The organism is Peribacillus sp. SRI_006 (assembly GCF_057586375.1).
The window spans coordinates 194622-219259 of record NZ_JBYCZT010000002.1 but is presented as its reverse complement, the minus strand read 5'-3'; the positions used below and the strand labels follow the sequence as shown (position 1 = coordinate 219259).

The window sequence follows — 24638 nt, the reverse complement described above, 5'->3', positions numbered from 1 at the left end:
TATTCATGCCAAAACGATGATGCCCAGTTAATTTACTTACAACACTGTAAAGTATGATCATTTACCGTTTCATCTATGATAAAATTTCAACGAGGAAGCGAGGTATACATATATGTTGGTTACTATTGTAATTTTCGTAATGGCTGGTCTGGCGGAAATTGGCGGCGGTTACCTTATTTGGCTTTGGTTAAGAGAAGGTAAATCCATTTTTCTAGGTTTAGCCGGAGGTTTCGGGTTGGTGTTATACGGCATCATTGCAACATTTCAAACGTTCCCTACCTTTGGCCGTGTATATGCTGCATATGGCGGGGTTTTCATTGTTCTTTCTGTTTTATGGGGGTGGGGCATCGATAAGAAAACCCCTGATTTATATGATTGGATTGGAGCTGTAATCTGTTTGATCGGTGTTTCAGTCATTATATGGGGCCCTAGACAGTAAAAGAATTAAAGGGCATAAGACCCTTTAATCAGACTATAGACAAACTCAAAGAAAAGCTGGAACGTTTTTTTATAAAAAAACGTTCCAGCTTTTCAGAAATCGGCTCCCATTCCGCCAACTGTCTGCCAAGTCTCACCAAAGCAAGCGTCTTGGTGTCTCGGCTACCAAGTTTTTCTTGCAGAGTGTCGCAAAGTTCTTCAATTAAACATTTGAAAACGCATACATAATTTATGATAATCTTTTTCATAAACTGGATCCCAAATAGAATACAACTCATGTTTATTAGTTAGTTGCACTATAAAGGGGCGGTTTAATTTCGATTTGCATTTTTTTGTCATTTGATAGAGTAAAGTAAGAAATAAGGGTAACAAGTAAAACAACTGCGCTTAAGCAATAATATGTGTTTTGGAAACCCATGAATGAATACATACTACCCGCTACGGAAGAAAAAATAGTAATGGCACTCTGTTTTGCAAAATTAAATGCCAGTAAATAAATGGTTGCACTTAGCCTAGTATCAAATACTCCTGTAATGTATTTAAAAATGGAAACTAAGAGTAAGGGCATTTCAAAAGCTGCAATCAACCTGAATATTGATAAGAGAACAGGGCCCGTAGCTATTGCACTTCCAAAAATACGAACGAAAGTTAATACACCGAAAAGAATCAGCCCATTTTTAGCACCCATTTTATTTACGATCACAGGGGCAAAAATCATTAATATGGCTTCAAGTCCAACTTGAATGGAGACTAGCTTACTAAATATATCCGTTCCATATTCTTTAGAAGAAAAGAATTGTACATAATAGTTAGGAAACTGTTGATCGAACACATCATATATGGCGGCCGTACCGATTATTAAGAATGAAAGGTACCAGAAGTTCTTTATTTTAAATATCGAAAAAACAGCTTTTTTACTAATTTCATTTCCTTTATCCTTCGAGCCTCCTGACTTGATATGGTCTTGACCTTCTATTTTAGCCATAAATAATAAGATAGCTAAAAAAACTGCAGCACCTGATGCAAACCAAAAAATTGAATTAGGGTTTTTTACAAACATTACTCCCCCAATCAATGAGGCCGTAGCCCCTGCTATAGATCCGAATAACCTTACCCTGCCATATTCAAAACCATTATTACGACTCACTCTTTCTATATAGGATTCAACAACCCCCACCCCGCCGTTGAATACTGCACTAAGGTATACACTTCCTATAATTGCTCCTATAACTATATTCGCTTTTAGTAATGGGGCATAAAGGAAGCTGAAGAAAGGCCCCATAAACATTAAAAGGATTACGACAACCCAAAATAAGTTTTTTTTGAATCCCAATTTATCTGAAATGATTCCTAAAAAAGGTTGATAACATAGTGCAATTAATGACATCGATGAAAAAACAATGCCTGTTTCACTTGGGTTAAGACCGGCAACATCTTCTAACCATAATGGGAGGAAACCAAGAACGATTGCCCAAATTATAAAGTAAAAATAAAATAGTCCTCCAAAATTCCAAAAACCTTTAGAAACATTCATATAAGGTCCCCTTTACGTATTATATAAGTCAAATTTAACTATGCTAAAATGCAAGTGAATCTTTCCACGGCATTGCAGAAAGATTCCAAGCTGAATATTAATATTTCATCACTAGCTTTTACTTTAACTTTTATTCACCGCATCCGGTAATGGGATCCCAAAGTTTGGAGAGCCATCCTGGTTCCATTTAAATACTTGTGCCCGTGTATGGCGATTGGGATCATACAAGGGGTCCCCTTCAATTTCGGTATAATTACGAGCATGGTAAATTAAAATATCCTCGCTCCCATCCTCTGAAACTGTAAAGCTATTATGACCTGGTCCATATTGTCCATTTTCCGGTGCACTTTGAAAAACAGGATTTGGAGATTTAGTCCAAGAAGCAGGGTTTAACAAATCACTATCTTCCTCAGCCGTAAGTAAACCCATGCAATAATTATCATCAGTTGCACTGCATGAATAAGTAATGAAAACCTTTCCATTTCTTTTAAGCATTGCTGGACCCTCATTTACATGGAAACCAATAGTCTCCCAAGGTAATTCAGGCTTTGAAAGCATTACCTGCGGCCCCTTAATTGTCCAAGGATTTTCCATTTCCGAAATATATATATTGGAATTCCCTTTAATGTTAAAATCCCTTTGAGCCCATACATAATATAAAATACCTTTATGTTCAAAAGCGGTAGCATCTAATGAAAAAGATTCCCATTCTGTCTTAACTTGTCCCTTATGAATCCATTCTCCCTTTAATGGATCGGGACTTTCATTCTCAAGTGCAAACATTCGGTGGTCGAACGTTCCGTTTACCGGTTGGTTCGTTCTCGCTGCAGCGAAGTAGATGTACCATTTTCCCTTTATAAAATGAAGTTCTGGAGCCCAAATTAGTGAGCTTTGCGGTCCAGTCTCATTTTTTCTCCAGACAGTAATAGCCTCCGCTTTACCTATTCCTTGAATAGTTTTAGATCGCCTGATTTCAAGTCGGTCATATTCTGGTACGGATGCAACAAAATAATAATAGTTATCCGAATGCTTATATACCCAAGGATCTGCTCTTTGTTCAACAATTGGGTTCTTATAAGTTTGCATTGTATTCATATTTTAGTCTCCTTTGTGTTTACGTCTACTCTTTGAATCTTGTTGCAATTATCTATTTCGATAACGATATCTGAAATTTTTTCTGACGGCTGAGATCCCCCCCTATTGGATATATTTAATATTTTTTGCTCCGTCCGATAAATCTTAATGATAAATAAATCGATAATTAATACGGACTAATTTTACAAAAGTGTAAATATTCTTAATATTTATCCGTACAAATAAATAATAATTTGTCTTTTTAAAGATGTCAACGCTTTCTTTTGTTATTATTTTGAAACTTTAGATGAATATATTGCATAATTTATACGTACATCTTTTAAAATTCATTTGAACCTTGTTAGATTGAAAGGTGAATGGTGACACTGAGAAAAACCATTTCTATATCGAAACCTTTATGTTTACTATCTTGTCTATAATTCAAGCAATTATAAAACCACTTGTGGCCAGAAATCACTTTCCCCTTATTGACAAGTTTGCTTACACTCGATACATGAAATTTTTCCCTCCGAATACCATGGTCAAATTATTAAACTAAGGATTGCCCAATTCTTGATGCGCTTAAAAAAGCCCTCTTATCAAAAGAGGGCTCAGTTTGTATGTTCCAATCAACGTTCAAATTGTACAAGCCATAAAAAAACTGTAGCCAAATCGATTTTCATCGAGTTTGACTACAGCCTGAGCCCACTTAGAAATAGAGGGCTTTTACCTAATATAGTTTTAAGCTTCCAAGGCTTCTTTACGCTTTCTTTTCCTTGATTCAGTTATTAAATCATAACCAAGATAAAGGATGATGGCTCCGCCTAACAATTTAACATATAACGGAATGTCCGCTACAAAGAAATAAATCATAGAGAATAATGTCCCTATAATGCATAACCAAAAAATTACATGTTTTAAAATTTTCAAAGTATTAACTCCTCACAAAAGATGAGATTAATTTCTAGTTCGCTCCACTTCAAGGGAGAATTAATTATCCGTACCTTCATTCTAACATTTATTCTTTATAGTAAGAGTGACTCATATTGCGAAATTATGAACATTTAAGCAACTTTTCTCAAAAGTAGGTCACGCAAAACAATTTCTGGAAAACCTTTACGTTATTTCTTGTCAATTTTCCATGTCATTTATGGCAAAAAAGACTAAAAAAACAAATAGGCATGAAATGACAGCATGGGTATCCAAGCACTGCATTTCATGCATATAGTTCACAAGACGTTCATTTTATTGGCTTCTACGCCCATTTCTTCAGTTGGTTCCGAGTGATCATGTTTATAATATGCCATTTTCACTGGAACGAATGATAAGGCAACTGCAGCAATGAGACCCGGAATGGCGAAGGCGATGAAATTCAATTGGATGGGCAGCGAGATGGATAATAAAAATCCGCCGAGTATGGGCCCGAGCATACCGCCGATCCTTCCGATACCAGATGCCACCCCTAGTGCAGTCGATCTAATATTCGGCGGATAGTACTGGGAAACATAGGCTTGTACAAGGTTTTGGGCACCAATGGTACAGGCTCCAGCAATCGCTACCAATGTGTAAATCACAAATGAGCTTCCGCCCATTCCCAATAGCGTCAAACTTACAGCACCAAGCGCATACATCGGCACAAGCATTTTCTTGGAACCATAACGATCACAAAGTTTAGCGATGATTAGCGTGCCTACGATAGCGCCGCCTTGAAGGACGATCAAGAAACCTAAGCTTGAATTCAACGCATACCCTGCCTCGATCATTAGCTTTGGAAGCCATGTATTCAAGCCATATACCATCAATAAGCACATGAAAAAGGCGATCCAGAACATCAATGTGCTAAGAGTACGGGAATCCTTAAACAATCCAACAATCGGCATATTGGCTTCTGTTTTTTTCACTTCCACAAGTTCGTCCTTGATGTCGAATTCACTTTCCGGACTTACCTTGGATAATATTCTGATCAGTTCTTCCTTTTTGTTGACTCTGATCAGATGGGTCGAAGCCTCTGGTAATCGTTTCATCATGAAGGGTAAAAACAACAATGGTATTCCGGCAAACCAGAATATTGATTCCCAACCCAGTGTCGGCATAACCAGGATGCCCAGTATCGGCGCAAGCATCCCTCCGAATGAGTAACCGCACAAAACGATTGAAACGACCATGCTCCGCATCGTTTTCGGTGCATAATCCGTCAATAAGGCAATGACGTTCGGCATGATGCCCCCAAGCCCTAACCCCGCCAGAAATCGGAAAGTCGAAAACATCGTAGGCGTATCCGCAAATCCACATAAAAGCGTAAATAAACTAAATAAAATAAGTGTAATCGCGATTACGTTTTTCCTGCCAATCCGATCTGCTAATGTACCAAAGAAGATGGCCCCGAACAACATTCCAAATAGACCGTAGCTGCCCATGGCCCCAGCTTCCACGGAAGTAAGGTTCCATTCCTCTGTCAATAACGGGACGACTGTTCCGTAAACGACAAGGTCATAGCCGTCAAAAAGGATAATGATAAAACACCATGCCAGCAATCCTAAATGAAAGCGATTAAATTTACTGTTGCTAATTACCTCGGTCGTATTAATTTTAGCCATAAATTCTTTCTCCTCTCTAGGTGACTGCAATAATTCCATCCAAATGATAGCGCTTACGTAATCATTCAAAAAATATTCGACTCACATATTTTTATACAAATAGTGAACCGAGTTATCTAATTGTTATTATAAATGCTAATTATCTGATATTTCAATAAAAACTTTCACATATTATTCATAATTCTTGAAGCCTTCACATAACCCCGTTACTAACATGGTATTCGCAATTTCTGGATATCATCTTTTTTTATACGGATCTTCAACGTTCCAAACTATAAAACAACAAAAAACCAGTCCCTTATCGGACTGGTTTCTAATTATTAAAGTAGTAAGCCGCTATTGCCGTATTCAAGTAAGAAAGTTTTAAACCACCACTCCTCAAAGTGGGTGTTTGCAGAAGCAATCCTGTTGTCCAAGTCAGTGACGAGGCATAACATTCCTGTTTCAATATAAAACTCCCTATTACAGCTTAAAGGTTAAAACTTAATTATCATTACGAACAACGCAGCTTGTATAGTTATAATACCGAAATATCTTCAAACTTGCAAGTTTAATCATTCCCATGCAACAAAAAAATTTCATGCCGGACATTAAGCTGGTGCAGCCAAATTAGTTTCATGCCCAAAACGTCAAATGGCACTCTGATTACACTATCCGTCCCCCACTTTCATTGATATCATTTCAGGGAATATCATACTTGGGTAAGTAAATATTTTAAGATAGAATGTGCAAGATAAAATGGAGACGGAATTGAAAGCGTTTGTCTTCCAAAGATCATCGGATGTTCAACACTATAATATATTCTAAATACCATTTGCAAATACATGGAAGGAGTCTATAATATTAACTAATAGATTTGATTGGAGTGACTGATTATGCTATCAAACATTGGTTTTCCCGGTTTAATTTTAATCCTTCTTTTAGCTTTAATTGTTTTTGGACCGAACAAGCTGCCTCAAATCGGACGGGCAGTCGGCAACTCACTTAGGGAATTTAAAGATGCAACCAAGGGAATAACAGAAGAAATACAAGAGGAATTCAAAGATGACGTACAAGCTGCAAAAAAAGAAACGATAAAATGAAAAAGACGCCTGCACGCAGCAGGCGTCTTTGATGCGTTTGTGGCGCAGAACCGTCAGGCCACATCCCGACGTTTAGCTAAAAGCTTGTTCTTCGACTTACACAAATTAGCTCATCGCTTTATTAATATAACATTAAACTTATATTTTATCAAGTGATTTAATGAGCAGCCTGTTAACGGCATCCATTGGGAAGTGATTTAAATCCCTATTTATAGTTTATTCATATTCTATAGACTGCTTTGGGGGTTTTAGATATATTCTATCGAGTTGTTTATTAAAATACAAATGAGTCATAGAGCTGTTCTGCAAAACCGTTCAACTTCATTACAAGTTCATTGTCAATTGAGTCAATTGATCCGAGGAAACGGCCACTTGATTGAACGCTTCATTAATTTCATCGAATATTTCATTCAGCTCTGTCATTTCCTTGGTGATCTTGATATTCTGCTCTTTCACAGAAAGCATGGCCTTTGCTATATCAGTAAAAAATATGCCCGTTTCTTTTCCTTGTTTCGTACCTTTAGTAATTTCCCCGCTAACCATGGAAATTGACGTGTTCATGACATTGGTAAAATGGGCGATTCCATTAACCAATTTCACTACTTCAGAAACCGAGTCCTTGGTATTTTCTGATAGCTTCCTTACCTCACCAGCGACAACCGCAAATCCTTTACCATTTTCACCGGCTCTTGCCGCTTCAATCGCTGCGTTCAACGCCAACAAATTCGTTTGCTCGGCAATGGAAGTGATGATCGTGACAATTCGTTCAATTTCCTTTGAAGTATTGGAAAGCTGCTCCATATCTTTTGAAATGATCGTCATTTGCTCCTGCGTTTTTACCAATCTTTTCTCTAATCCCTGTAACAGTTCGACTCCCTCATTTGACTTTCCCTCTGCATGTATGGCAATCTCGGACCCCTTTTGGGTGAAATCATGAATTTCCCCTACCTTATTTGCCATTAATTGAGTTGCTGAACTGGTCTCTTGACTGATTGCTGCCAATTCCTCTGCATTATGATTGACCTGTAGTTTCATCGTCTCTTTTTCTGCTAAGTCTTTTTGGCGAATCTTCTCATTTTCAAGTTCGTATGCTTCTAAAACTATTTGCTGCTCTAAATTAAAAATTTTAGTGACAGCCAGAATGTTATCTTGATATTGCTCAATATTTTTTATGTTGGAAATCACATGAATGATCAATGATTGCAATAAATCCTGAAATGCACTCATATACCATTTTGGCTGAAGTCCAATTCGCACATGTACTTGTGCGATAATATAACGCTGTTTAATATACGCATCATCAATGGTTCCGCTAAACATTTCGAACATATGACGATGCAGTGTCTTTTTCAACCTATCAACAGAACCATTGTCCTTAATGATTTTCATTAAAGAGGGTTCATTTTCTAGATTTTTATAAAAGTTCTCTACAATTTGTGTCAAATGTTCCTTCACTTGTTCCTGTAAAGAACGAATTATACACAAATCCTCGATGCTCAAATGAATCATTTCCACTTGATTCAATACGCTCGGATATTCCCTGATATTGATACTGACGTGTTCTTTATATTGCGTATAGTCTATAGAATCTATCTTTTGTTTATTTCTCCATATTCTTTTCATGATTAAATTGCCCCCCATTTTTTAACCCATATATACTATTTCGACATAAAGTCTGTTTATCTTAATTCACTTTGAAAAATTTTCTTCTTTCACATAATACTTATGAACGATATATGTCCAAACAAAAAAAGACACTCCAGAGAGTGTCTCAGACCGTATACTTTTTTTGAGAGAGTGTAGAATATGAACGTTGATTGGAACGTAGGGCACTCGCTTTCCGCCGGCGGTCCGGGAGCCTCCTCGGCGCTCTTGGTGCCTGTGGGGGTCTCAATTGGACGCTCTTTTCCCGTAGGAGTCTCGTACCTTCCGTTCCAATCAACCGGAATATATTTTTAAGAAAAAACTGTAGGCTGGACTCATTTCGAACACTTGGATAAGCTCGCGACACTCCTGCTGAATAAATAGCTAGCGAAAAACAAAAACATGAAGGATAACCAAGTTTTCATTTAAAATCTTGGTTCGGGGAGATAGCCTTCCTAACTCCTTTAGTCGTCAAACTGAAACGCTCAAAAAGTGTCTTTTTCAATGATCTTTTTCCTGCTGGTTAAGGTTGGAATGCTTACGGGAATAAGCGAAGTAAATGACTACTCCGATAGCCATCCAGATTAAAAACCTTATCCATGTATGACTCCCTAGCTGAATCATCAAGAATACACAAAAAACGATTGCCAGGCCAGGAACGAGCGGTACTGCCGGACAATAAAAAGCTCGTTTCATATCCGGTCTTGTTTTACGTAAGACGATAACCGCTACGGAAATCATCGTAAATGCAGTCAATGTTCCAATGTTGACCAACTCTGCCAATTCACCAAGAGGTATGAATGCTCCCAATAGGGCCGCTATCATACCAAATATCCATGAAGCTGCATAAGGTGTTTTATATTTTTTATGAAGTTTTGATAAGGATTTTGGCATCAGCCCATCACGTGACATTGCAAACATAATTCGCGTTTGGCCATACAACATTACCAAAATCACCGTTGTCATTCCGAGGAAGGCACCTAGATCGATGATACCTGCAACCCAATTTTGTCCTGCGCTTTGCAAGACCAAAGAAATCGGGTGATCAAGAGCCTGGCTGAATTGTGCATACGGTACCACACCAGTCATGATCAAACTTACCGCCATATAAAGCACTACACAAATGACTAATGAACCGAGGATTCCCCGTGGTAAATTCCTACCTGGATTTCTTGTTTCTTCAGCCGCAGATGCAACTGCATCAAAGCCGATGAAAGCAAAGAACATTAAGGCGGCAGTTGAAAATACTCCATCGATACCAAATGGCATGAAAGGCTGCCAGTTTTCCGGTTTCACATAATAAATAGAAGAAACGATGAACAACAACACTACCAACACTTTAATAACGACCATGATATTATTGATTCTAGTCGTTTGTTTCGTACCTATGGAAATCAAAAAGGTTATCGCCATGACGATCAAAAAGGCCGGCAAGTTCATATAAGTCGTGACACCTTCGACCGAACCCGGTGCCGCCGTCAATTTCTCTGGAAAGTTAATTCCGAATCCACTTAAAAATGATTGGAAATAGCCCGACCACCCGGCCGATACGGCACTAACAGCCAATAAGTATTCAAGAATCAAATCCCATCCGATTATCCAAGCGGCGAATTCACCTAAAGTTGCATAAGCATACGTATAAGTCGAACCGGATACCGGCACGGAAGCTGCAAATTCTGCATAAGAAAGTGCAGCGAATAAACAGGCAAGCCCAGCAATGACGAAAGATAATGAAAGTGCAGGACCAGCATTCACTGCACCAGTACCTGTTAATACAAATATGCCTGTCCCAATAATCGCTCCGATTCCTAGCATCGTTAAATCCCAAGCCCCTAGTTCCCGTTTCAATCCTTTACCGCCGGAACCTGCGTTTTTCAACAAGTCCTCAATGGACTTCTTCCTAAAAATACTCATGTTTTTTCCTCCGTAAATTTTATAAACTATTCTGAAAACTACAGACAAATAAATTCACTCACCATTTATATCGAAGAAATTTCGACAAATTTCTACAATTCCTGAATTGTCTGACTTTCAAATTATACGTATTACCCCTTCCTTCGTCAATGATTTATTATTGTAAAATTCTGTTTTTTAAATTTTATTTGGAAGGGAACCCTTAATATTCAACAGTAATATCAATATTTAACAAATAAGGATGAACAATTCATTATTTTAATATCAATAAAGTAAGCTATTAGAGTATTTCGATTAATTTTTTCTTGTAAAAGTTCTAATATTTTTAATCCAATATTGGATCATTCGTTATTTTTGTATATGTATTATTATGAAATAATACTCCAATATTATTCTGATCATTCATGCGCCAATAGTTTGACGGAATCAAAGTACATCACTATACTTATTAAGTCTTAAAAAAAGTACGGGAATTATGCTTAATAATTGAAGAAGGTGACATTCATGGATTTTGCAATTACCTATCTGTCTTTTTATTTAATCCAAGTCGAAGGAAAAGGCGATCAGGCTGATAAGCGCTTTAAACATTTCCAAACTCTTGATACAGAAGAATACGAAGAAAGTCCTCTAAAGGATTTTTTGGATGGGGAATTGATGAAGATTTCCAAACGGAAAGTCGACCGTCATCCAAAAACTGAACAAATACCGACCAAAATTGGATCTTTTATTGTCGAAGAAGGACATGCACTTGATTCCAACCCTAATTACAATGTATTTAACCGTGTTCGATATGCAAAAACAAAACAGGAATTCCAGGAGGAAAATGAACAATTCACGCGATCTTATATTGATACAAGTGCCGTCCGTGGCGGTGTCTTCATAATTGCATCGGCAAAATTAACGAAATATCTTGATGAACCATTCGTTTTCTTACTAAAATGTGATTTTGAGCCAAAGGTTGCTTCCATTTCGGATGAACGGACCTTGATTAGGCACGTTGAAATGGCAATCACCACTAAAAATATGAAATCCATCCAATACCCATACATGCCCGAAGAAGGAATGGTCGAAGAAGCCGAGCTGAAAATCCATCAAGCCTCACATGCCCGCTACTTCGAGGACTTTTTGAAGTTCGTAGAATATGGCGAATCGATGCCGGAAATCATGAAAAACCAGGTCATACACATGGTCCATGAACATGTATCCGCTCAATTCGAAGAAAACAGTGACGAACTGCAGAAATTCGAACAGGACCTGGAAATCTGGGAAACCAGTGAAAAGCGGGAAATTCAGGAACGCCTAGAAACACACCAAGTCGTCGAAGCCACAGCCCAGATTGTCGAGCATACACCTGAAGCCGAAATGCGAATGAAGCTTGGCAGTACATCCGTCAAAGGACTGTTAGCCGATTTTGGCGAAAGCATCCATTTAGGAAAGATTAATGGGAAGTATGTATTGATGATAGAATCCAATACAATAGAATTCGATAAAGGCGTTTCGCCGATTGAGTTTCATAAGCCGGATGATTTGCAAATACTAATCGAAAAAATCATAAATAAAAGTTGATTCTTTTTAATATATGTGACCATAAATTGTGACCAATAAATCATGTAATTATTGCTTTATAACAATGGTTTCAGTCAAATCTGTGACCAATTTTGTGACCAATTTTCAAACTAAAATTCAAACTCTCAAACCTCTATTATTTACTCTAAATTTGACCATACTACTAACTTATAGTTAGTAGTTTTTTCTTGTAATAAAGTATTGACCTAGCTTCTTCTATATATGTTAATCCTCCAAGCTAAACCCCAAATCAGTTATCTTCTCTAAATAATTCACTTCGAATGTCTTCACAAAAACGCCATAGAAGTATCCGAATTTATCCCTCCCTTACCTTTCTCTCTATAAATTATAAAAACCCCACTCGTTTAGAATGGAGTTATAACTTTTCATCTTTTCGCCTCCTTTTAAATGTTACGAGATCGCAAGGTTTTATAAAAACATTGTACTGTAATTCATGTAGTCATCTGCTTCATCGAAAACTGAGATATTTTCGCATTTGTGATTCCAATTGTTTATGTTAGGCACAATGACTGTTCCATCGTTTAATGTAATTTTCATTTCAATAGTAGAGATTCCTTCAAGTTTATATAACGCTTCAATTAGTGCTTGTTTTTGGTTGTCCGAATTTTGGTTAAAGTTAAGTTCAATGCCCAAGTTTGTGAATACTCCGAAAGTTTCTCTTACCATTTCTTTACCTTCTACTGCTACTGTCTGATTTGTCATCCCTTATCCGCTCCCTTTGTTTTGTTATATCGAATATTACGTCCATTTACTCGAATTATACCTTCGCTTTCCTAAAGATAATATAGCATTTACCAATTATGGTTGTCAATACCATCTCAGAAGAAATTTCATCTTTTTTTGAAGCTATGGTACACTAAACTAAAGATATTCATTATAAACCTAAAGGAGTTGGTTACATGTTCACCTATGCACCCTTAATGGCTACACTACACAAACGTAAAATAAGTAAGGTTGATTTACAGAAACAAACTAAAATTTCATCATCTACATTGGCTAAGATAGGAAAAGATGAATTTGTATCAATGAAAGTTCTTAATGAAATCTGTGATGTACTTCATTGTGAAATCGAGGATATAATTGCTCATGTAAAAGAAGAAGACCACCAATCTTAAATGACTGGTGGTCTTAAGCATTCTATTTAAATTTTAATAATGGTCTACTGGTGCTCCTAGATTATCCAGGTCTTGTGAAATATTTAGAATGATTAAATATCTCCATTCGTTTTTAAGTTTACCTAAATCCACAACTTGATGAACCTCTACTTCATCATTTTCATACTCTTTACTAGTCCCACAAATCTCAGATAAACTTTCTACTAACTCTGTATTATCCCAATTCCTTACGTCTAACTGTACGAACTTTTGGCTTTTTTTTATTTTCATTTTCTTCACTCCTAGTTTTTAAAGGATAATGGATATTGAGTACTCCTAGTTGATTTAGATTTGTTAATTACAACCCTATGGTTTTTTGTTGATGTATCCTTAGTGCTTATATTAGAATCATAACTCTTAGCATAGTGAATCTGAACTTGACCAGAGTTGTCCTTAGTTGTCCACTTATTATCATAGTTGGCCATTGTATCTTCTCTTAATTTTTTCACATCAACATCTTTTCCATATTGAGTAGCCGTAGCTGATGATTTTTTCTTAGAATCATATTTATGCTTATTGTACGCATGCTCATTAATAAAGCTCGCTTTGTTTGATCCCCCATTCAATTTATATGGTACAGCATTTATTTTGGTTTTTGGATTCTTTGGCTTCTTTTTTTTAAGAATGTCCATTGTCATTAATGATGCATCTGATTCGACAGCTGTAATATTACCGGTTATATCTGTTGAAACCATTAACTTTACATCTAAAGTTGTCCCATCTTCATACATGGGGTTGTATATAACTTCACTTGTTGTATTCTTTTCGAATGCTTCTTCTTCATGAAGTATATCTAATCCATAAAATTCTATGGTATCTAATAATTTTAATCTCTCAAACTCCGCCCAATCCCAATCATCTGTTTCTTCTGCATAAGAAGCATTAACACTACTAAACATGAATACTCCTACTAATAATAGTAAAACTAAAAAACGATTCTTTAACACTTTTGCATATCTCCCTCTGTGTTATATCGGCAACAAATACAAATTATACCACAAAAATAATACTTATGTATTATTTTCATTAAAATCAAAAAAATTACAACAAAAAAATCACCAGCGAATGGTGACCTATTATTCATTTGGTATATTTAGCTACAATCAATTTATCTTCTTTTCTCAAGTAATCGTCTACTGTAAATTCATTTAGGAATGTTCTACTTTTAATCCACAGTCCTCCACGTACTTTGTTATTGTGTACATTCCTTGTACTAGCTGTTGTAATATCCCATAACAAAACGAGAAGTGATATTGGAGATATTCCCTCTAATTAATACATCCTCACAGAATGATAGATACATTGTCTCTGCATTTGAAACACCTTCAAAAATGTTATCAAGGATTTGAATGTTTTTCACTCTTGCAGTTATTCCATCTTTAACCCAACCCACAATATAGATATCTCTAGTTTTAGACCTGATAAAATTATTTCCTTGGATTACAGTGTTTCTACCTGACTGTGCTTTTCCTGCATCGTATGTACCATTTCCATTAGGATTTGAATATCGTATACCGTAATCGCAATTAATAAACGTGTTATTTCTGATCAATGTATTTTCAAACTTGTATGGTCTTACACCTGCATAAGTCATACCATCGAAAATGTTGTCATAGATACGAATATTTTTCATGTATAAATCTTCAACTGTACCATGATTTCCAACACCTGCAGGATAAGCAGGATTATTTGCACTTGCTCCAAAGTAACAATCACGTACTGTAACATTCTCACAAACTTGAGCATCAAAAGAACCAAAGCTATTGAAACCTGCTTCTGTATGATTTGCAATCTGAATAGCTTCACGCATATTAGAAGCACCGTCACCATCGACTGTGTAGTTAATGTCATAACCTTTAAACTTACAACCTTCAATCAATACGTCTTTACATCCGTTAATATCCATCGCATGAGCACCACGTACATCTATTATCTCAACATCACGTATAACAATATTCTGACCACGAGCAAGCCCTATAGCATTATAATGTTTATAACGAGCTGTAAGGTTTCCGTCTAATGTTCCACCCTCAATAGTGATATTTCCGTTTCCGTCATAACCTGTAAAGCTATCGCCTGTTCTTCCATTAATAAAGAATCCAGCATTATGATCACGTAATAGCCTTGCCCCTTTATCCATGATAATCTTTGTATTCTTAGTTAAATACAATTTATCCGTTAGTCTGTAAGTACCTTTAGGAATAATATACCGCCCCGGCTTCATCACCAGCCTCTTCCACTTCTTTTTGCCAACGTGAATACTTCCTGGATTTATCAAGGTTTATCGTTAGTAATATAGGTGAGTGAATGCTTTAGCCATTAATTCCATATTAGGCTCATTAGCATAAGTAATTTTACAAGGCGGTCTATCTTCTTTATTTGTTTTTGCACTCCATGGAATTTTTGCGGTTTTTAATTCTAAGCAATCTAATTGACGCATTTTCTTTATAATTTCTGATCTATCCTTATCAGGAAATAGAGCTTCTAATTCCTCGATTGTAGATAATATTGTTTTTTCTTCAAGTAATTTTTCTTCATCTTTGTAAAGATCTATGGAAGATAAATATTTTCAAACTTTAACGAACATAAATACTAGCTGTTGTGAGGTAAATAGAAAGTTTCCTTATTATTTAAATGATTTTTTACAATACTCGGCAAAATATAAGTACTATTTGATTTATACAAAAAGCTCGGTTAGTCAAAAAGCCGAGCTTTTGTTACTCTATTTTTTCCATTTTTTAAAGCATTCATAATAACATTCGTAAATATTTTTCGAAGTTAACTCCTTCTACTTTAGGAATTTGCTCCAAGGAGGAATCATTGATAGCCTCTGTCAGGAATGCCACTGCGAGCTGTACGGATTTTTCTAGGTTCTCTCCACGCATCATGCTTCCCATAATCACAGATGCAAATAAATCACCAGTACCTGAATAGCTTTCACCGTTATACTGCGTCGCACTATAAAAGGTTCTACTTCCGTCCAAATACATATTTCCGATAAACTGCTTCTCTGAATCTGCTGACGGTGGATTCATTCCAGTGATGATAACCTGAGCTCCCGTTTCTTGCTGCAACATATTCCCTGCTTCTTCTATCGCTTTAATATAGTCCTCTTCGTTAGAATAGCTATGCAGCTTTTCATAAGACAATCCGGTTAATAAACAGCACTCTGTAACATTTGGTGTAATGACATCTGCACGCTTCACCAGTTCTCTCATAAGTACCAGTAATTCATCGGTAAAAAGTTTATAGACTTCTCCTATATCCCCCATTACTGGATCAACAAGTAAAATGGTTTCTTTTGTATAAAATTTATCTAAAAAATGGAAAATATTATTAATTTGCTCTTCACCAGTAACGAAGCCGGTATAGATTCCATCAAAGGTTACATTAAGCTTGCTCCATTCTTCTATGAAGTATTTCATTTTGGATGTAAAATCTTCACAAAAAAAACTTGGATATCCGGTTTGCGCAGTCAATATGGCCGTTGGTAAAGGGCATGCCTGCACGCCCATGACCGAAAGAACCGGAATTGCAGCTGTTAATGAACATTTTCCAAAAGATGATAAATCCTGTAGTACAGCAACTTTTTTCATAATAACCTCCATATGGCCTATCCACTTTAAACTTTATTTATCTTATCATAAATCAGCTAAAAACAGTCATCTCCTCTCTCTTTTCAATACGTATAATATCTGTATTTTTTTCAACTGACCTCATAGTTTTTTAATAAATTGACACTTTTATAGACACCAGTTTTTTGCTAAAATCATAGGAAAATTCTAGTTAGGAAGGTTTACAGATATGCAAAATACACAAAGTTATTCAAGGTCAAGTCAAAAAACTATGGATTTAATTATTACCGCAATGTTGATTGCACTTGTGTTCGTATCTACATTCTTTTTGAATATTAAACTGCCAATTGCCGCAAATGGAGGGTTAGTTCATCTAGGAACAGCTATGCTTTTTATTGCATCTATTTTATTTGGTCCTAAAAAAGCAGCTCTTGCTGGTGCGATAGGAATGGGGTTATTTGATATAGTTGGAGGGTGGGCATTGTGGGCACCCATCACCATTGTGGCGCGTGGTTTGCAAGGATATATAGTTGGTAAAATCGCTTGGTCAAAGGGTCGCAACGGTACTAGCATTGCTTTCAATGTAATAGCAACAATCGTTTCAATTCCATTTATGATAGCTGTTTATTATATTGGTGAAGGGATTCTATACGGTAATTGGATTGCACCTTTAGCTTCGATACCTGGAGATTTCGTTCAAAATATATTAGGAATTATCGTTGCCGTTCCAGTTTGTGTGGCTTTGAAAAAGGTTCCTTATTTTAAGTAAATTCGCTATAAAGGTAAACGTCAAGTAGCCCCCAAATACTACATGAATGGTGTATTTGGGGGCTATGTTTTGTTTGCTTCCCTTTTTATCGGTACTCTGCATGCAGAGGGTAAACTAGATGACCACGACAAGACTTTATCTATTTCTTTTTTTCATTCTTAAGTCTTTTAACGTGAGCTCTCATTTTATCTAATTCCTTTTGTTTCCCTTCTTCATCATTTGCCAATGCAGAAAATAAAGCTATCGTGCCTAATTTGTCGAATTCTACATCTCCGGATCCACCTTTAGTAAAACTAAAGTATAGTTCCGTAAACGCCTTAGCCATTAATTCATAGTTAGGTTCATTTACAAAACAGCCATTTCCTCGCAGGTTATATTTTTTTCACTCATCCCCCATCGTACCGCACCATTACCATTCTCTATTACCTCACCACACTTACTACATAGCATAAGTAGTTGTATACTCATCATGTCCTTAACTTCTTAATCCTACATACACTTAACTATCGATCCGTACATTTCAGCCAATAGTAATTATGATTATCCATACCCGCCAATATTATATTATTCTCTCGCCTTCTGTCATACGGATCATCTATGCATGAATAGATTCACGGTTAACACATCCTTATTTAGACAAATAAAAAAAGCCCGAGCATTTTGCCCAGACTCCTATCCAGAAATCATTTTTGGTATGTTGGTTTTTTAACTGCTATCAAAACCCAAAAGACCATGATTATTGGAATGAAAAATAAATTTAAATTAATTCTTTTATCAACGATAATTGAAAAAACATCTTTGATAATTAAACAAACTAAGCTTAATAAAATGCATAAAAGCAAAGAATGTAACGATAATTTCAGCATATTTATTCTCGAAAAGTCAGGTATGTCAGACAATGTGTTTCCCCCTTAGTTTTGGAGATTTTACCAGTATCCTCGTGCTTTACAAGCCTTTTTAACTTTAGGCTTCTTTTTACCCCATTTGCGGCAAGCGAAATAATTTCCTAATTTTATACAAGTCTTGAACTATAAAAATAGCAACAGTCATCCCAACAACAGCCCCAAATACAAGTTTTAAAGCATTTTTGAACGCTGATCGTCTTGTTTAAGTATTTTCCTTCTCTAATAATTCTTTTGCGTTTTAATTTCTCTTTAATCATCCGAACAAATCCCAATAACTTCCTGTTGGGTATTGTTAACTTCGACAGTCGAAAAATATTTTACCCTACATATAATTTCCAACTAATGTTATAAATTAGTGGGAAGTGAGGTGTGTACTATGGCAGGTAATACAGGTAAAAATCATCGTGATGGAGCAGTAAAAAAAGAACCCAATTTAAATGGTAAGGAATTAAATCATTTGGAAGTATGAAATACCCCAGCGCTCCAACAATTACTGTCTTTGCCCAAACAGGAGTGGTTGGCTTTTGAAGTGTGTAAAACAATAGTAAAGCTACATAAACAACTTTAACCCCTGCTTTTTTGCCGAATTTTTTAATCTTCTTCCAAAATGAGTCTTCAGAAAAACCATCTGAGAATTTAGTTGTATCTTATTATAATCCCCCCTATTCATCATCAATTTTTTACCATATTAACAGGATATTACCCTAATTTTATCCAACCTTCTACAATTCATCAAATCTTTACATGATTAATACATTTATTGAACTTATCTATTTTATAATTAAATTACAATTTAATAATTCACATCATATGGAGGATACAATTATGGAAATAAATGAAAGGCAACCATTTGAGTCTTTTTTATCTCCTCGTCAACTTACTGAGCTAAAAATCTTATCTATTAAAACAAACATAGCTTTCCATGAATTATTAGCAATGCCATCAATAGTCTCACTTCTGGAGAAACTGAACAATACTACCGAACTAAATGATGAGCTTAATAATAAAGAAATGATATTAAGAAATAAAGTTTTCATTAATAAAAATAAAGAAGTATTAAAAAAGACACAAAAAGCACTCGACCAATTAGGTTAAGTGCCTTTTCTATGTATTACATTCTAAAAAAGAATAAGTCATCACTTGGTTAAAGTGGATGTCTAGTTTTTCTTATGTTTCCATCCCTCTCATTACATAATAAAAAGCCACCCTTTTGGGACGGTTTGGATTTTGTTAATAATAAAATTTCAGACTTAATGTTTCCAAAACACTTAAAATATTTCTTGATAAGCCCACAGTTGATGGTTATTGAGTAAACGACTATATAGAAGATCACCGATAATAAAGAATAAGATGGTCGGATAATAATCCCTCCATCTCCTCCAATTGCCCCATTTAGCCCTGCTAATAAAAAAAGCGCAGTAAATACTAACTGCATTTTATTTTCATTGTTTTTTATTACAAATTATTCCTATCCTGTTAAAAAAGTATGCAAAAAAAGCACTCAAGTTATGAGCGCTTCCTGTGTGGTTAATATTAATGAATATCTCTCTTTTTGAACCTTCCTCCACGTACTTCCGCAATATTTGCCATTGCTAAGAAAGATGAAGGGTCGATCTCTTCAACAATTGTAGTTAACTTGGATTCTTCAAGTCTGGTAATTACACAGAAGATAACCTTTTTGTCTTCTCCTGTAAAAGCACCCTCACCATGTAAGTATGTCACACCTCGTCCTAAGCGGCTATTAATTGCATCACCCATCTCTTTTGCTTCATCGCTAATTATCCACACTGACTTTGTTTCTTCCATTCCAGTAATAACAATGTCAATGGCTTTAGCAGCAATTACATAAGCTAAGATTGAATACATAGCTCTATCCCATGTGTAAACGAATCCGGCAGAACCAAGTATAAATAGATTGATGAACATAACAATTTCGCCAACAGAAAATGGAACTTTTTTACTTATTACAATCGAAAGTATTTCTGTACCATCAAGAGCACCACCGTTACGAATTACTATTCCCACACCTATACCTAAAAAAATTCCGCCAAAAATTGTAGCAAGAAGGATATCTTCAGTGAAGGGCGGGATAGGATGAAAATATGTCGCAAAAATGGAAAGCATTATAATCCCATATATAGTAGATATAGCAAAAGTTTTTCCAAACTGTTTATATCCCAGAAATACAAATGGTAGGTTCAAAAGGAAAAGAAAGATTCCCAGTTTTATTCCGGTAATGTGAGAAAGCATAATGGAAATGCCTGTAATGCCTCCATCAATTACATGATTGGGAATTAAAAAGATTTCCAATCCAGTGGCCATTAGCAAAGCACCAATTGTAATAAGAATGATCCGTTGGATAATTATCAAACGAGGTAACTTTCTATGCTGCTTTTTTAGTGCTTCCGTCAGAAAAATCACACCTTTTATTATTCATTTATTACTATTATACTCTAATATTAAATCAGGAAAAATAACTTTGCATATAGAAGTTCCAACTTGATTACATCTTCCTAATTTAGCCAAAATAAAACCGCCGCTATTCTTGTTAGCGTTTGATTGTTGTTATTGGTTTTCACATCGTTACACAAACACCAGCTTTTCTAATTCTAAATATGCCATTTCCTCTAAAAGTAGAGCCATCTGCACAATCATTGGGTACTGTAGCAAAGTTACCTGAAAAATCCACTAACCAATCAGATGAACCCCCTAATACTGACGAAGCATTGATAGGACTCACATATGCTGAAGCGTACCATCCTGAAATAGCTCCTGTACCTGATATTGCAGTTTGAAAACAATACATAGCTGAACCTGTCTCTAAAATAACATTGATAATGGCAATTCTTCTGAATGTGTACTTAGTAGATATGTATATCCCTTCATTGACAGGGTTTAGTATGATTCCGCCAGTTATATTAATACGGGAAAAGAGTGAGCCAAAATCCCCAGCTGCTAACATCCAATAATCGCCCCTAGGGTGTTCAAGAACATAACGGTATAAACAGAATAAGGTTCAACATATATGTAATACCTTCAGAAGAAAATGGAAGTGAATTGATTTCTAGTGAAAGATAGAAAAAGCAAAACATACCCCCATAGAAAATGCTTAAATATTTTTGCACCTTTAAAAAAAATACAATTTGAAACACAATAAATAATAGTACAAAAATAAGTATACAAAACCGTCAGTTAAGCAGATAGAATACGTCTCCTACTTTACATTTAAACCTATGACTTTATCATTTTTGAACTTAATTCAATGTGGTCACAATCACTCCATCCATATTATTACCGGATATTTCATACTGTTCATTCGCTGGTACTTCAACTTCAATTGTTCCGTTTTGAGAAATGGGATAATATGAAATTGTATATTTTTTCCCTTCAACACTAATAGATATGCTCTTTTCTTCTTTTAAATAATCCAAATATTCTTCCAAAGCTAAATTCATTTCCTGCATAATCGCACTGTGAGGCAAGCCGACATAGCGAATATGCCATGATTCATATTGAATTCCTGTAATATCCGTTTTATTCGCGGGATAGCGTAAGATAAAGCCGTTTTTCCAAGCATTTTCTTCTATCCACTCTCCTTCAGGTGCTTCTTTCATCTTCATTTGTGTAGACCCTACATCGAGTGCTAATCCTAAATTGTGTTCGCTATGCCCGGCTGGCAAAGCATAGGCAGCCCCCATCTCCTTGTACAGTCTGTTTTGCTCATCAAAATCTCGATAACCACTGCTAATTAAGAAATTACTAACCCCATCCTCTTCAGCCGCAGCTATCATCTCCGAAAATTTTTCAGCTATTTCTTCTGATAATTTTATTTCATTATTAGGTAACTGGTATCCGGCAGTTAACCCTTTGTGTGTAAATAAATTTATGATATCCGATTGTATGCCGGCTTGTTCAACAGCATATTCACTGTTAACCAAAAGCAGATTCCCTTGATGGATCTGCTCTTGTGTAATCTCAATCTTTAGGGGATTTTCAATAGCTGTATTATCATTTTGTTCATATATTTGATCCTCTACTTTATCTTGGGATATCGGTAATATCTTAAAAATAAAAACTAGAATTAATGCAAAAACCAATAAAAATCCCCACTTTTTCATTTTTAGTCTCCTCCTTGATGTAACTTGTTTATAGGATAGGAAAAACTTTTAAAATAAAAGGTGGGGTAAACATTAAATTTTTCTTAAATTTTCACTTGGATCTTATTATTAAACTTCTTAGGAACCCGCCATTGGTAATCGGACTTCAAATATAGTGCGTATTAAATCACTTGCGGCGGATATTGTCCCATTGTGTTGCTCTACAATATTCTTCGCAATGAATAAACCGAGACCTGTACTATTTTCTTGATGAGTTCGTGCTTTGTCACCAGTATATAGCATATCAAAAATATGAGGCAGTTCATCTGGAGGAATGGCATCCCCATAATTGATAACTTGAATAACCACTTCCTCTGAATCAATAAAACCGTTGATATCAACATACTGCCCCTCATACCCATAGCGATTTGCATTAACCAGAAGATTTTCAAACACACGTGCCAATAACTCTCCATCACCCATAATAGATAGAGGGGAAGTGATATTCATTCTTGCTATCAAATCATTTTTCTCAAAGACAGGGTACAACTCTTCTTTCAATTGAACAAGTAGCTCACTTAAATCGATTTGTTTCTTTTCAACTGGTAACATCCCATAATTCATCCTAGTTATTTCGAATAATTCATCAATTAACCTTTCCAAGCGTTGAGATTTGGTAAAGGCAATCGTTAAATAATGCCTGATCTGATTTTCAGTCAAATTATCATCCTTAAGGATTAAATCTAAATAACCTAACACAGAGGTAAGAGGTGTGCGCAAGTCATGAGCCAAATTAACTACTAACTGCTCTTTACTACTCTCCGAAAAGTCACCCCTTTCTATGGCTTGTTCCAATTTTTCACTTGCCAGATTAATGCCTTGTGCAATATCACTAAATTCATCATTTGACAATATTTGAACTCGATGCTTAAAGTCACCCTGAGCGAGATAATGAATTCCTTTTGAAATCTCATTGAAATAGGCAGAATAGGGTTTTGTAAGTAAAAAGAAGAATAATATCGATAGCGTGATAAATACAAGCAAAAAGACGTTAAGGTCTCCAATATTTTGTATGATTTTGCGAAAATAAGCTAGTGTATCTCCATAATTAACATTTGTATAATAATACAATTGGAGTACTTTAAAGAGGAAATATGTTATGACGCTAGACAACAACATGCTTAAACCTAACAATATGATCATTTTTGAACGAAAGCCTCGCAGAATATTACCCATTGAATTTATAACCTACCCCCCATACAGTTTTTATCAATTTGTTTTTTCGTTTATCCTCTTCAAGTTTTTTCCGCAAAGTGCGAATATGAACCATTACGGTATTCCCACCTTCATAGTATGCATCCCCCCATACCTTCTGAAAAATATCTTCTGCATTATAGACTTTATTTGGATTACTGGCTAATAAATATAAAATTTTAAACTCTTTCGGTGTTAACTCAATATTCTTACCATATAGAGTAACTGTACGTTGTTCAGGAGAAATCGTTAATCCTCCAAATTCCAAGTTTGTATCCTGTTTGTATTTAGGTTGATTCAATTTCATAAAGCGCCGCAGCTGTGCATTTACCCGAGCTACCAATTCAATGGGTATAAATGGTTTGGTCATATAATCGTCTGCTCCAATCACGAGTCCCTGCACTTTATCAAAATCAGACGTTTTAGCGCTCAAAAAAATAATTGGCATATTATGTTTTTCGCGAATGCGACGGGTAACTTCATATCCATCCATTTTCGGCATCATAATATCCAAAATCAGTAAATCAATTGGTTGGCTCTGGATAACATCAATGGTTTCTTGCCCATCCGATACCTTAATGACACGATACCCTTCTTTCTCTAAATGTATAGCAACCAAATCAGCAATCTCAACATCATCATCCGCTATTAAAATTTTTATATTTTCCATGTATTCCACCCCTAGAAAAAGTTATCATTAATCGTCAATAAGTGTTACGAAGTTGTATCGTAAAAAAAATCAGCTGTTTTTGCCGAGTTCAATTATCACTTGTTTATCCCACAAGCTGCCCGATTATTGAATATAAGTCTTTGTAGCTCGTAACGCAATACCCCAAGTTTAGTATCCGGCTACCTGTTCAGAAAAAAAAGGCTACGAATTCTTAAATAAAAGAGGGAGTATCAATTTCACGAAAGGACCCAAAACGGGGTGATCCATCATTAACAAATTTGTTAAAAAACGTAACATCACGCATTAAGGTGAAAATGTTACAGCTTTAATATCCAAGATTAAAG

Annotated in this window: 23 protein-coding genes, 1 other RNA gene and 2 pseudogenes; 6 read left to right on the top strand and 20 right to left on the bottom strand. The window is 35.7% G+C overall.

Annotated elements, in window-relative coordinates; all coding sequences use genetic code 11:
- Positions 1 to 112: 112 nt before the first annotated feature.
- Positions 113 to 439 carry a YnfA family protein gene (locus AC2YHV_RS03410; RefSeq protein WP_054395923.1) on the top strand — a complete coding sequence of 109 codons (327 nt, stop codon included), beginning with the start codon at positions 113 to 115 and terminating at the stop codon, positions 437 to 439.
- Positions 440 to 467: 28 nt separating this feature from the next.
- On the opposite strand, the gene AC2YHV_RS03405 is transcribed toward AC2YHV_RS03410, so the two are convergent.
- From AC2YHV_RS03405 to ssrS, 6 genes are all read right to left on the bottom strand, one after another.
- A complete protein-coding gene (locus AC2YHV_RS03405; RefSeq protein ID WP_487372584.1) occupies positions 468 to 686 on the bottom strand; it encodes a hypothetical protein in 219 nt (72 codons plus the stop codon).
- 35 nt (positions 687 to 721) lie between these two features.
- The gene (locus AC2YHV_RS03400; protein ID WP_268565895.1) at positions 722 to 1972 is read right to left on the bottom strand and encodes an MFS transporter; all 1251 of its coding nucleotides are present in this window, start codon (positions 1970 to 1972) and stop codon (positions 722 to 724) included.
- A 123-nt stretch (positions 1973 to 2095) separates the two neighbouring features.
- Complete coding sequence (locus AC2YHV_RS03395) at positions 2096 to 3067, bottom strand: glycoside hydrolase family 43 protein (protein WP_487372583.1); 972 nt, start codon at positions 3065 to 3067, stop codon at positions 2096 to 2098.
- 720 nt (positions 3068 to 3787) lie between these two features.
- Positions 3788 to 3976, bottom strand: coding sequence for a hypothetical protein (locus AC2YHV_RS03390; RefSeq protein WP_053534951.1), 189 nt, complete (start codon positions 3974 to 3976; stop codon positions 3788 to 3790).
- A gap of 299 nt (positions 3977 to 4275) precedes the next feature.
- A complete protein-coding gene (locus tag AC2YHV_RS03385) occupies positions 4276 to 5643 on the bottom strand; it encodes an MFS transporter (RefSeq protein WP_034312106.1) in 1368 nt (455 codons plus the stop codon).
- A gap of 326 nt (positions 5644 to 5969) precedes the next feature.
- A non-coding RNA gene (ssrS, locus tag AC2YHV_RS03380) (6S RNA) lies at positions 5970 to 6157 on the bottom strand.
- Positions 6158 to 6518: 361 nt separating this feature from the next.
- On the opposite strand from ssrS, the gene tatA reads away from it, so the two are divergent.
- Positions 6519 to 6725 (top strand): twin-arginine translocase TatA/TatE family subunit, encoded by a 207-nt coding sequence (gene tatA, locus AC2YHV_RS03375; RefSeq protein ID WP_145505702.1) that lies wholly within the window; start codon positions 6519 to 6521, stop codon positions 6723 to 6725.
- A 324-nt stretch (positions 6726 to 7049) separates the two neighbouring features.
- Here tatA and AC2YHV_RS03370 read toward each other — a convergent pair whose 3' ends face one another.
- Together AC2YHV_RS03370 and bcaP are read right to left on the bottom strand one after the other, a co-directional pair.
- Positions 7050 to 8348: a protoglobin domain-containing protein gene (locus AC2YHV_RS03370; RefSeq protein WP_487372582.1), complete on the bottom strand. Its 1299-nt coding sequence runs from the start codon at positions 8346 to 8348 to the stop codon at positions 7050 to 7052.
- A gap of 522 nt (positions 8349 to 8870) precedes the next feature.
- Positions 8871 to 10283, bottom strand: coding sequence for a branched-chain amino acid transporter BcaP (bcaP, locus tag AC2YHV_RS03365; protein ID WP_187049371.1), 1413 nt, complete (start codon positions 10281 to 10283; stop codon positions 8871 to 8873).
- A 504-nt stretch (positions 10284 to 10787) separates the two neighbouring features.
- Here bcaP and AC2YHV_RS03360 point away from each other — a divergent pair.
- The gene (locus tag AC2YHV_RS03360) at positions 10788 to 11849 is read left to right on the top strand and encodes a DUF3900 domain-containing protein (RefSeq protein WP_106026435.1); all 1062 of its coding nucleotides are present in this window, start codon (positions 10788 to 10790) and stop codon (positions 11847 to 11849) included.
- 429 nt (positions 11850 to 12278) lie between these two features.
- Here AC2YHV_RS03360 and AC2YHV_RS03355 read toward each other — a convergent pair whose 3' ends face one another.
- A complete protein-coding gene (locus tag AC2YHV_RS03355) occupies positions 12279 to 12572 on the bottom strand; it encodes a hypothetical protein (RefSeq protein WP_487372581.1) in 294 nt (97 codons plus the stop codon).
- 197 nt (positions 12573 to 12769) lie between these two features.
- On the opposite strand from AC2YHV_RS03355, the gene AC2YHV_RS03350 reads away from it, so the two are divergent.
- Complete coding sequence (locus AC2YHV_RS03350; RefSeq protein WP_063576292.1) at positions 12770 to 12985, top strand: helix-turn-helix domain-containing protein; 216 nt, start codon at positions 12770 to 12772, stop codon at positions 12983 to 12985.
- Positions 12986 to 13018: 33 nt separating this feature from the next.
- Here AC2YHV_RS03350 and AC2YHV_RS03345 read toward each other — a convergent pair whose 3' ends face one another.
- The 4 genes from AC2YHV_RS03345 to AC2YHV_RS03330 form a co-directional block, all read right to left on the bottom strand.
- A complete protein-coding gene (locus tag AC2YHV_RS03345) occupies positions 13019 to 13255 on the bottom strand; it encodes a hypothetical protein (RefSeq protein WP_095396079.1) in 237 nt (78 codons plus the stop codon).
- Between the two features lie 11 nt (positions 13256 to 13266).
- A complete protein-coding gene (locus AC2YHV_RS03340) occupies positions 13267 to 13971 on the bottom strand; it encodes a hypothetical protein (protein WP_487372580.1) in 705 nt (234 codons plus the stop codon).
- A 266-nt stretch (positions 13972 to 14237) separates the two neighbouring features.
- Positions 14238 to 15248, bottom strand: a complete 1011-nt coding sequence (locus AC2YHV_RS03335; RefSeq protein ID WP_487372579.1) for a glycoside hydrolase family protein — start codon at positions 15246 to 15248, stop codon at positions 14238 to 14240.
- Between the two features lie 523 nt (positions 15249 to 15771).
- Positions 15772 to 16620 (bottom strand): pyridoxamine kinase, encoded by an 849-nt coding sequence (locus tag AC2YHV_RS03330; protein WP_053346497.1) that lies wholly within the window; start codon positions 16618 to 16620, stop codon positions 15772 to 15774.
- A 208-nt stretch (positions 16621 to 16828) separates the two neighbouring features.
- Between AC2YHV_RS03330 and AC2YHV_RS03325 the strand changes: the two genes are divergently transcribed.
- On the top strand, positions 16829 to 17368 hold the full coding sequence (locus AC2YHV_RS03325; RefSeq protein ID WP_487372578.1) for an ECF transporter S component: 540 nt from the start codon (positions 16829 to 16831) through the stop codon (positions 17366 to 17368).
- Positions 17369 to 18716: 1348 nt separating this feature from the next.
- On the opposite strand, the pseudogene AC2YHV_RS03320 reads toward AC2YHV_RS03325, so the two are convergent.
- Positions 18717 to 18869 (bottom strand): annotated as a pseudogene (locus tag AC2YHV_RS03320) (YkvA family protein); the annotation flags it as partial.
- A 229-nt stretch (positions 18870 to 19098) separates the two neighbouring features.
- Between AC2YHV_RS03320 and AC2YHV_RS03315 the strand changes: the two are divergent.
- Entirely contained in the window at positions 19099 to 19368 is a 270-nt protein-coding gene (locus AC2YHV_RS03315) for a hypothetical protein (RefSeq protein ID WP_034312142.1), read from the top strand.
- A 438-nt stretch (positions 19369 to 19806) separates the two neighbouring features.
- Here the strand turns inward: AC2YHV_RS03315 and AC2YHV_RS03310 are convergent, their stop codons facing one another.
- The 6 genes and pseudogenes from AC2YHV_RS03310 to vanR form a co-directional block, all read right to left on the bottom strand.
- Positions 19807 to 20685, bottom strand: coding sequence for a YitT family protein (locus AC2YHV_RS03310; protein WP_411740269.1), 879 nt, complete (start codon positions 20683 to 20685; stop codon positions 19807 to 19809).
- Between the two features lie 163 nt (positions 20686 to 20848).
- The gene (locus AC2YHV_RS03305; protein WP_487372577.1) at positions 20849 to 21235 is read right to left on the bottom strand and encodes a hypothetical protein; all 387 of its coding nucleotides are present in this window, start codon (positions 21233 to 21235) and stop codon (positions 20849 to 20851) included.
- Between the two features lie 31 nt (positions 21236 to 21266).
- A pseudogene (locus AC2YHV_RS03300) lies at positions 21267 to 21465 on the bottom strand (hypothetical protein); the annotation flags it as partial.
- 62 nt (positions 21466 to 21527) lie between these two features.
- On the bottom strand, positions 21528 to 22391 hold the full coding sequence (gene vanY, locus AC2YHV_RS03295; protein WP_487372576.1) for a VanY-A/VanY-F/VanY-M family D-Ala-D-Ala carboxypeptidase: 864 nt from the start codon (positions 22389 to 22391) through the stop codon (positions 21528 to 21530).
- 117 nt (positions 22392 to 22508) lie between these two features.
- Positions 22509 to 23606, bottom strand: coding sequence for a vancomycin resistance histidine kinase VanS (gene vanS / locus AC2YHV_RS03290; protein WP_487372575.1), 1098 nt, complete (start codon positions 23604 to 23606; stop codon positions 22509 to 22511).
- Entirely contained in the window at positions 23599 to 24294 is a 696-nt protein-coding gene (vanR, locus tag AC2YHV_RS03285) for a vancomycin resistance response regulator transcription factor, VanR-F/VanR-M family (protein ID WP_063576304.1), read from the bottom strand. Before vanR ends, vanS begins: the two co-directional genes overlap by 8 nt.
- Between the last annotated feature and the right edge of the window lie 344 nt (positions 24295 to 24638).